General features: G+C 64.3%; 10 protein-coding genes. 3 read left to right on the top strand and 7 right to left on the bottom strand.

From position 1 onward, the window contains the following. From EN780_RS21360 to EN780_RS21380, 5 genes are all read right to left on the bottom strand, one after another. Positions 1 to 352 (bottom strand): MocE family 2Fe-2S type ferredoxin (locus tag EN780_RS21360; RefSeq protein ID WP_128275239.1); only part of this gene is annotated, 352 nt, incomplete at its 3' end. 74 nt (positions 353 to 426) lie between these two features. Next, on the bottom strand, positions 427 to 1,374 hold the full coding sequence (locus tag EN780_RS21365) for a substrate-binding domain-containing protein (RefSeq protein ID WP_128275240.1): 948 nt from the start codon (positions 1,372 to 1,374) through the stop codon (positions 427 to 429). Between the two features lie 78 nt (positions 1,375 to 1,452). Then, positions 1,453 to 2,460, bottom strand: a complete 1,008-nt coding sequence (locus tag EN780_RS21370; RefSeq protein ID WP_128275241.1) for a sterol desaturase family protein — start codon at positions 2,458 to 2,460, stop codon at positions 1,453 to 1,455. A gap of 24 nt (positions 2,461 to 2,484) precedes the next feature. Next, positions 2,485 to 3,276, bottom strand: coding sequence for a 3-methyl-2-oxobutanoate hydroxymethyltransferase (locus EN780_RS21375; RefSeq protein WP_128275242.1), 792 nt, complete (start codon positions 3,274 to 3,276; stop codon positions 2,485 to 2,487). Between the two features lie 283 nt (positions 3,277 to 3,559). Next, complete coding sequence (locus EN780_RS21380; protein WP_127286338.1) at positions 3,560 to 4,564, bottom strand: LacI family DNA-binding transcriptional regulator; 1,005 nt, start codon at positions 4,562 to 4,564, stop codon at positions 3,560 to 3,562. Positions 4,565 to 4,744: 180 nt separating this feature from the next. Between EN780_RS21380 and EN780_RS21385 the strand changes: the two genes are divergently transcribed. Together EN780_RS21385 and EN780_RS21390 are read left to right on the top strand one after the other, a co-directional pair. Beyond that, entirely contained in the window at positions 4,745 to 5,017 is a 273-nt protein-coding gene (locus tag EN780_RS21385; protein ID WP_127310929.1) for a hypothetical protein, read from the top strand. A gap of 164 nt (positions 5,018 to 5,181) precedes the next feature. Next, positions 5,182 to 5,994, top strand: a complete 813-nt coding sequence (locus tag EN780_RS21390) for a methyltransferase domain-containing protein (protein ID WP_127310930.1) — start codon at positions 5,182 to 5,184, stop codon at positions 5,992 to 5,994. Positions 5,995 to 6,084: 90 nt separating this feature from the next. On the opposite strand, the gene EN780_RS21395 is transcribed toward EN780_RS21390, so the two are convergent. Beyond that, positions 6,085 to 6,915, bottom strand: a complete 831-nt coding sequence (locus EN780_RS21395; RefSeq protein ID WP_127310931.1) for an aldo/keto reductase — start codon at positions 6,913 to 6,915, stop codon at positions 6,085 to 6,087. Between the two features lie 146 nt (positions 6,916 to 7,061). Here EN780_RS21395 and EN780_RS21400 point away from each other — a divergent pair, with 146 nt between their 5' ends. Then, positions 7,062 to 7,358, top strand: coding sequence for a hypothetical protein (locus EN780_RS21400; RefSeq protein ID WP_348631265.1), 297 nt, complete (start codon positions 7,062 to 7,064; stop codon positions 7,356 to 7,358). Between the two features lie 20 nt (positions 7,359 to 7,378). On the opposite strand, the gene EN780_RS21405 is transcribed toward EN780_RS21400, so the two are convergent. After that, on the bottom strand, positions 7,379 to 8,011 hold the full coding sequence (locus EN780_RS21405; RefSeq protein WP_127393830.1) for a TetR/AcrR family transcriptional regulator: 633 nt from the start codon (positions 8,009 to 8,011) through the stop codon (positions 7,379 to 7,381). Positions 8,012 to 8,365 lie beyond the last annotated feature (354 nt).

Here is an 8,365-nt window from a genome sequence, read left to right on the forward strand (position 1 = left end):
CCCCCCCGAAGGGGAGGAGATTGGCACCTTCAACCCCCTCCCCCCCCTCCACCATTACCTCTCCCGCCTCGACCTTCGCCGGATAGGTCCTGAGATTTATGCAAGGCGGCAGGCGCTTGGCCGCGCCGGTGCGGTAGTCGAAGGCGCCGGCATGTTTCGGGCATTCCACCTCGTAGTCCATGACCAGGCCGTCGGCGATGTGCACCGCCTCGTGCGTGCACAGCCCGTCGGTGCAGAACACTTCGTTGTCGGGCGAGCGGAAGACGGCGTAGGTGCGGCCGCCATGGTCGAAGCGCCGCGCGCCTTCCTGTTCGATGTCGTCGAGGCCGCAGGCCCTGATCCAGCTGGTCATTCTTCTTTCCCTGTCGATTTCGGTCGAGCCTCCGGGACGGCCGTAACGACCGCCCGGAGGGCTTGGTCGTAGGATCAGTTCTTGTTGAGGTACTCGGCGGCGTTGGCCGGGGTGACCAGCTCGAACGGCACGTAGACGACGCGGTCGACCTTCTCGCCGTTGGCAAGCGCGAGCGCGGCATCGACACCGCCGCCGCCCTGCCCGTTGGCGTTCTGGAACACCGTCACCGCAAGGTCGCCCGCCTTCATCGCCTGGAGGCCGTCCTGCGTGGCGTCGATGCCGCCGACGACGACGCTGTTCATGTCGATGCCGTTGGCCTTCAGCGCCAGGATGGCGCCGATGGCGGATTCGTCATTGTTGGCGATGACGGCATCCGGCGCCTGGCCGGCGGTCAGCCAGTTGGTCATCAGGTTCTGCGCATTGTCGCGCGACCACTCGGAGGACTGCTTGTCGGTGACCTTGATGAAATTGCACATGTCGGTCGAAAAGACCTGCTCGACATCCTTGGTGCGCTGCAGCGCTGCCTGGTGCACCAGGCTGCCCATGACGATGTAGGCGGTGGCGCCCGATGACTTGCCCTTGGCGCGCAGCATCTTGCAGACTTCGAAGGCCTCCAGCGTGCCGGACTCGACCTCGTTCGAGCCGACATAGACCTGCTTCTCCGGGAGGTTCGCCATGTCGGTCGGTTCGAGGTTGACGAAGACCAGCGGAATGCCGGCCTTGGCGGCCTCCTCGCTCAGCGTCTTCGAGGCGTTGGTGTCGACCAGGGTGACGATGATGGCGTCGACGCCGCTGGCGATGAAGTTCTTCACCTGATCGAGCTGCTTGGCGACGTCGTTCTGCGCGTCCTCGACCTGGATGTCGGCGCCCTTTTCCTTGGCGCGGGCCTGCATGCCGTTCTTCAGCAGCGTCTGGAAGTTGTTGTCGAAATTGACGATCGAGACGCCGATCTTGGCGGCGAAGGCGGTTGCCGGCATCGCCATCAGCGCGGCAAGCGCGGTCGAGATCAGAAGTTTCTTCACGGGTTTCCTCCCTTTGCAGATGGGTGCCGGTTCACCCGCTTTGTCTCCGGCCCTTTCGGGATAGCGTTCACTGGGCTGTCATTTGGCGGCGGCGTTGGCGCGCGCCTTCTTCTTCTCGTAGCGGGCCTGCATGCGGGCCTCGCCGTCCTTGCTGCCGTCGTGGAAGGTGCCGAGCCAGCGGTCGAACGGGATCAGCCCGTCGCCGTAGTTCACCTCGAAATATTTGTGGTGCAGGTAGTGGATGTAGGCGTGGCTATCGACGCTGGTGTCCTCGGTGAGCTCGACCTTGTCGAAGCCGACATGGCCGGGAATGGCGCCGAAGCCGGCATAGTGGAGCTGGTAGAGCGCGAGCAGCGGGTTGGACGGGATGATCAGGTGCCAGAAGGCGACGCCGAGATAGCCGAGTTGCTCCACCGGGTGCATCGACAGCGACGACCAGGGCGACGGGTTGACCGAATTGTGATGCACCGAATGCACCCATTTGTAGAGCGGGGCCCAGTGGATCGCGCGGTGCAGCAGGAAGAAATGCGTCTCGTGGATGATCGGCACCACCAGCGCCAGCAGGAACAGGTAGAGCGGGTGCTCGGCGAAGCTCAGCCACGGCACGTAGCCATTGGCGTAGGCATAGAGGATCGCGACCTCGATCGCCGTCCAGATCGGCATGCCGGTGCCGAAGGTGCGCAGCATGTTGTCGAGGTTCTGGTTCTCGAAGAAGAAGGCCTTGCTCTTCTGCTCCGACGGCCATTTGCCGTTGTATTTGAAGCGGTTGCCCTGGGCTCTCAAAATGTAGAGTCGAAGTTCGAAGACGCCGAAGAAGACAAGCAGCGCTGCGCAGTTGACGACGAACAGCCAAAGGATCCAGCCGACGGAAAGCGTCTTCATCACCTCGCCGTCGGGCAGCACGAAGCGCCACCACGCCACCGCCGACAGCGCGAACAGCACATTGTAGGGCAGAAAGTAACTCGGCAGCCATTTCAGCACCGCCAGCGGCCGCGGTGGGAAGACGAAGAGCGGCGCGGTGCCGGCCGGCTCATTCGGCGCCCAGTCGCCTCGCTTGTTGCGCGTGCCGTATTGCAAGTCGTCCATGGCTGACCTCACAGGGCCCCGGTTTCACAAAGATTGAGAGAGGGTGAGGAAGCGGTCGTAGGCGGCATCGTCCATGTCGACCTGGTGCTTCGCTTCGGGATAGGCGCCGGCCGCCACGTCGCGGCCGAAGGCGCGGAAGGCGGCAATACGCTTTTCCTGCAGCTCGGCCTCCAGCGTGACGAAGTCGGCGTAGCGCTTGGCGTGGCGCGGATAGTGGCCAGCATGGGTGCCGAGCACATCGCAGGAGAACAGATACTGCGTGTCGCAGGCCGTACCGCAGCCCATGCCCATGGTGATCAGCGGGGTGGCGCGCGTGATGTGGTCGGCGAGCCTGACCGGCACCACCTCGACCTCGACGCAGGCCGCGCCGGCATTCTCGATGTCCTTTACCGCGCGCAGCACTTTGAAGGCTTCGTCCGCGGTGCGCCCGACAGCGCGGAAATTCGTCCAGGTGGCGCGGTTCGGCACCAGGCCGACATGGCCGGTGACCGGGATGCCCTCGGCCGCCATGGCCTCGATGAAGCGCGGCGAATGCGAGCAATAGACCGCATCGGCGCCGCGCTTCATCATGGCGAAGCCCAGCCGCACCGCCTCATCGGGCGAGGCGACCGCGCCGTGCGGCATACCGACGGAGAGGAAGGCGAAGGGTGCCGCCTGGCGGATCAATTCCAGATTGTGGTCGGGCTCACAGGACAGGATGACGATGTCGCAGGCTACCGCGGCGGCCGCCTCGGCCGGCGTGTCGACATGCAGTTGCAGCCATTTGCGGCCGCCCTTCTGGCTTTGCAGGTCGCTGACTGTCAGCCGTCTCGTCACAAATGCATCCTCCCGTTCGCGGGCGGACGATCGCAGGTAGGAAAGAGCCCCCTCACCCGGATTGCCTGCCGATCTGTGAAGGACAGATCGAAGGCATCCGACCTCTTCCCGAAGGAAGAGGGAGATCATCGGTGCCGCCGCCCGCCTCTTCTCCGAAACGGCAAAAGGTGCAGGTGAAGCGGCCGGATGAGGGGGCGAACTTCACATGCCATCGCCCTTCCGTTCACGGGCGAGTTAGCACCGCGACGGCGGCGAAGGCTCCCGGTTCCTTGATCAAATCAGATCAAAGGTTCTCGGCGGTGAAGGTGACGAAGCGGATCGGTGGATTGTCGACCGGCAGGTCGTGCAGGTTCAGCGCCGCGAGCACAAGGTCTATGGCGCGGCGCGCCTGAGCTTCCGGCGACTGGTCGAGCACGACGTCCATCGTGCCCTCGCGCAAGGCGCGCGTGCTGCGCTCGGTCAATTCGTGACCGACGAAGAAGATGTCGCGGCCCCTCGGGTGGCGGCGCAGCACCTCGTTCAGCGCCGTGTTGGCGCCGCCGGCATTGTAGAGGCCGGCAAGGTCCGGCCAGCGCTTCAGCGCCTCGTGCAATTGTTCGGCGTTGCGGTCGCCATCGTCATGGCCGAACAGCGCCGCGACCGGCTCGAACTCAACGCCAGCCTCGATCAGATAGTCGAAGAAGCCGCGCACGCGGTCGCGGTGGACGCGGTAGATCTGGCTGTGGCAGATGGCGACGACCTTGCCCGGCCGGCGCTGCATGCGTGCCATCAGCAGGCCGGCCATGCGGCCGGCGGCGTAGTTGTCGATGCCGACATAGGTGCTTTTGGTGCCGGAGATCTGGGTGACGATCTGCACCGTCGGGATCCTTTCGCCCTCGAGCTGGCGAAGCGCGGCGCTGACCAGCGGATGGTCGGGAACGGCGAGGATCAACCCGGCGCGGCGCAAGTCCGGATCGAGGATGCGCGCGGCGATCTCGGCTGGGTTCGCTTCGTCGAGGAAAGTGCGGTGGACGGCGATCGAGCGGTCGAGGGTGGCGGCGATGCGCTCGAAGGCGCGCGAGAGCCTGGCGAAGAAAGTCGCGTCCGGCCTGACCAGGATCACCTCGATGCGGATGACGCCGCGATGCGCCTCGGGCAGACGGCGCGGATAGTCGAGCGAGCGCGCCGCCGCCACCACCTTCTCGACGGTGGCAGGGCGCACCCCGCCTCTGCCGTTCAGCACACGCTCGACGGTCGCCGTGCCGACGCCTGCACGGCGGGCGATCTCGAGGAAGGTGGGTTTTGGAATGGGCGGACTCCTGGATGCGTAACGACGGAACCTAGTCCTTCTCCCCGTGCCGGAGAAGGTGCCTGCCCATCAGCGAATGTTAATTGACAGCCAAATGGAAACGGCGCTGATTGGCGCTCGCATAGATCGCACCAGACGGGCGATTTCGACCCGCCGGGCGCCACCTTGGGAGGGTCCGCAATGCCAACGATCATCGGCCATCACAACATCACGAAAGGCGACAAGCACTGGCTCACGTCGCCGAAGCGCAAGGAGATTTTCGGCGCGCTCGGAATCACCAACATCCGCACCTTCGTCGATCCGCAGAACCCGAACCGGGTGGCGCTGATGATGGACGTTCCGGACATGGACAAGCTGGCGGCCCTGATGCAGAGCAAGGCAGCCGCCGATGCCATGGAATTCGACGGCGTGGTACCGGAATCGCTGGTGATCCTGGTGGAAGAAAAGGGATAGCCGGCTCGCGCACTGGCTTCGGGCGGCTCAACCAACCAGGCTGGATAAGGCGAGATAGGTCCGGCGTAGCCGCATATGGCGCCGGACGCCTTTCGGTCGAAAACGAGCCGAAACAAGCAATCATATGCTAGCCTTGCCAGCCATCAAACGGACGGGGAATAGAAATGCTGGAAACCGACAAGGTGTTCGCCGGCTCTGTTCCGGAAAACTACGACCGCCATATGGTGCCGTTGATCTTCGAGCCCTACGCAGTGGATCTCGCGCGACGGGCGGCGGCGCTGTCGCCCGGCGCCGTCCTGGAGACCGCAGCCGGCACCGGGGTCGTCACCCGCGCGCTGGCGCCAAAACTGCCGGTCGGCGCAAGCTATGTCGTGACCGACCTCAACCAGCCGATGCTCGACTATGCCGCCGCGCGGCAAGGCCCCGACAGCCGCATCCAATGGCGCCAGGCGGATGCACTGGCGCTGCCGTTCGAGGACGCGGCCTTCGATCTCGTCTGTTGTCAGTTCGGCGCGATGTTCTTTCCCGACCGGACGGCCGGCTATCGCGAAGCAAGGCGCGTCCTGAAGCCCGGAGGACGCTTTTTGTTCAACGTGTGGGATCGCATCGAGGAGAATGTCTTTGCGCATGACGTGACGAATGCGCTTGCCAAAATCTTTCCCAACGATCCGCCGCACTTCCTGGCGCGCACGCCGCACGGCTACCACGACAAGGACCTGATCCGCAGAGACGTTGAGGCCGCGGGGTTCTCACATGTGGCGATCGAGACGATAGCCGAACAAAGCCGCGCATCCTCGCCGCGCGTTCCGGCCGTCGCCTATTGCCAGGGAACGCTGCTGCGCAACGAGATCGAGGCCAGGGACGCGGGAAAACTGCAAGCGGCGACCGACCACGCCGAAGCCGTGATCAAGGACAGACACGGCAGCGGCGCGGTCGCCGCCAAGATCCAGGCGCATGTGATCGTGGCGATGGCGTAGCGATAGGCCAATCGCCAACGTTGCAGAAAAGGCGCCTTCGGCGAAGCGCTAATCTCCCCCTCGTGGGGGGAGATCAGCTGTTTCAACGCCTCAGAACAAAAACGCCGCAGTCGCCGGGTCCGGCCCAGTGCGGCCGTCTTGCGAGTCCATGCCGCGGATGGTTTCAAGGTCCCTGCCATCGAGCGCGAAGTCGAAGACGTCGAAATTGGCGGCGATGCGGTCCTGGTGGTTCGACTTCGGAATGACGATCAGCCCCTCCTGCAGGTGCCAGCGGATGATCACCTGCGCCACCGACTTGCCGTGCTTCCTGGCGATTGCCTCGAGCGTCGGATCGGCCAGCAGCCGGCCGCTGCCCAGCGGGCTCCAGCTTTCTATTCTGATGTCGTGCTTGGCGTGAAAATCGCGCTTGTCGCGCTGCTGGAAGCGCGGGTGCAGCTCGATCTGGTTGACGGTCGGCGTAACGCCGGTCTCGCCGATGATGCGCTCCAGATGGTCCTGGTTGAAGTTCGACACGCCGACCGATTTTATCCGGCCGGCCTTCCGCAATTCGACCAGCGTCTTCCAGGCTTCGACATACTTGCCCTGGCTCGGCACCGGCCAGTGGATGAGGAAGAGATCGATCTGGTCGATGCCGAGCTTTTGCATCGTGTCGTCGAAAGCGCGCAGCGCGGCATCGCGCTGGTGCGCACCGTTGCGCAGCTTGGATGTGATGAACAGCTCGGCCCTCGGCACGCCAGCCGCGCGGATCGCCTCGCCGACGCCTTCCTCGTTGCGGTAGCCCTCGGCGGTGTCGATCAGCCGGTAGCCGGCCTCGATCCCCCAGCGCACGACCTTGGCGGTGGTGCCCGGGTCGACCTGCCAGACGCCCAGACCGATTTGGGGGATGGTGGAGCCGTCGTTCAATGTCAGCCGTTCAGGCATGCGTATGTCCTTCTGCAATCATGTTTGCCCAGCGCCCTATCTAGGCTGCGCTCCCGGCAATGCCAGTCGATGACACGTTTGTGTATTTGCGGAACGGTCGGCGGCTAAGCGCACACGGCCCATTCGACCGCACTGGAACTTTTTGCATGGCTAATGTTTTCTTAACCACGAACTCGCAGTCTCGACGGGGCGCGTTGCAATGGCCTTGCGAAAACGTCTGCTTGGGAGGCGTCATGCCAATTCGTCGAAAAGCTCAGGACGCTGGTATTTTCGATCCGTCCGAACTGGCTTTGCTGGCAAGGATCTTCGAAAGGCTGAAAGTTGAAAGCGATTCCGCCGATCGTCTCGAAGGTCTGGCGTCGCGCATCCTTGCCAACTACATGGCCGGCATCACCGACGAGGAAGAACTGCTCTCGCTGTCGAGGCAACCGCTGGGTCGATAGGCCGATCGTGGCGCGCCCGACTATCGGGGCACCTTCGACGCCTTCGTCGCCCCGAACCGCAACCCATCCATCAAGAGCTTGACCAGCCGCCCCGAGCGGTCGCGCCAGTCCGGCGTGTTGGGGGCGGAGTAGATGCCGCCGAGCGCATGCAGCACGTCGGAGGCATCGACGTCGGCGCGGATCGTGCCGGCGGCGGCGGCCGCTTCGACCAGCCGCTTGAGCGCCTGAGAGACGCGTCCGGAGGTGTCGGAGAACAGCGTCGAATTGGTGGTGAGCAGGATGCGCAGGCTGGTCGCCAGGCCGCGCTTGGTGGCGATGTAGTCGACGAAACGCTGCATCCAAAGCTCCAGCGCGACATCGGCCGGGTGATCGCGGGCCAGCTCTTCCGCCGCAAGGCAGAGCGCCTCCACCTCGCGGCGGTAGACGATTTCGACCAGATGCTCGCGGGTCGGGAAATGGCGGTAGAGCGTGCCGATGCCGACCTCTGCCTGGCGGGCGATCTCCTCCAGCGAAGCATCGACGCCGTCGGTCGCAAAAGCCTGCGCCGCCACCTCGACAAGCTTGTCGCGGTTGCGCTGGGCGTCAGCGCGCAGCGGTTTTGGCGCTGGCGTGGCGGGCTTCTCGTCGGCGGTAGCTAGCGGCCTTTCAGCCAATTTTGTCTCCACGGGTCGATTGGGGCTTGAACCGTGGCCGGTCAGCCCCCACGTAAATAAACGGAGGCGCCTCCGTTTTAGTGGAGCACCTTTATCATATAATCAGGGGGACCGGTATGTCACGTGTTCGAGAGGAGCAAAATTCGGTTGCCCGCTGGACGACGGAACTGCCGATCTCCCCCTCATCAGGGAGATGGCCGGCAGGCCAGAGGGGGGCGTTGTCCCGCCGACGTCTCAGCCCGCGACAAACGCGTTCGCATTTCAGGTTTCCTCTCAAGGACGTAGTCACAATCGCCGCGTTCCTTCGCGCCCCCCTCTGCCCTGCCGGGCATCTCCCCCACAAGGTGGGAGATT

The sequence above is a fragment of the Mesorhizobium sp. M4B.F.Ca.ET.089.01.1.1 genome, from assembly GCF_004022605.1.
Lineage (GTDB): Bacteria > Pseudomonadota > Alphaproteobacteria > Rhizobiales > Rhizobiaceae > Mesorhizobium > Mesorhizobium abyssinicae.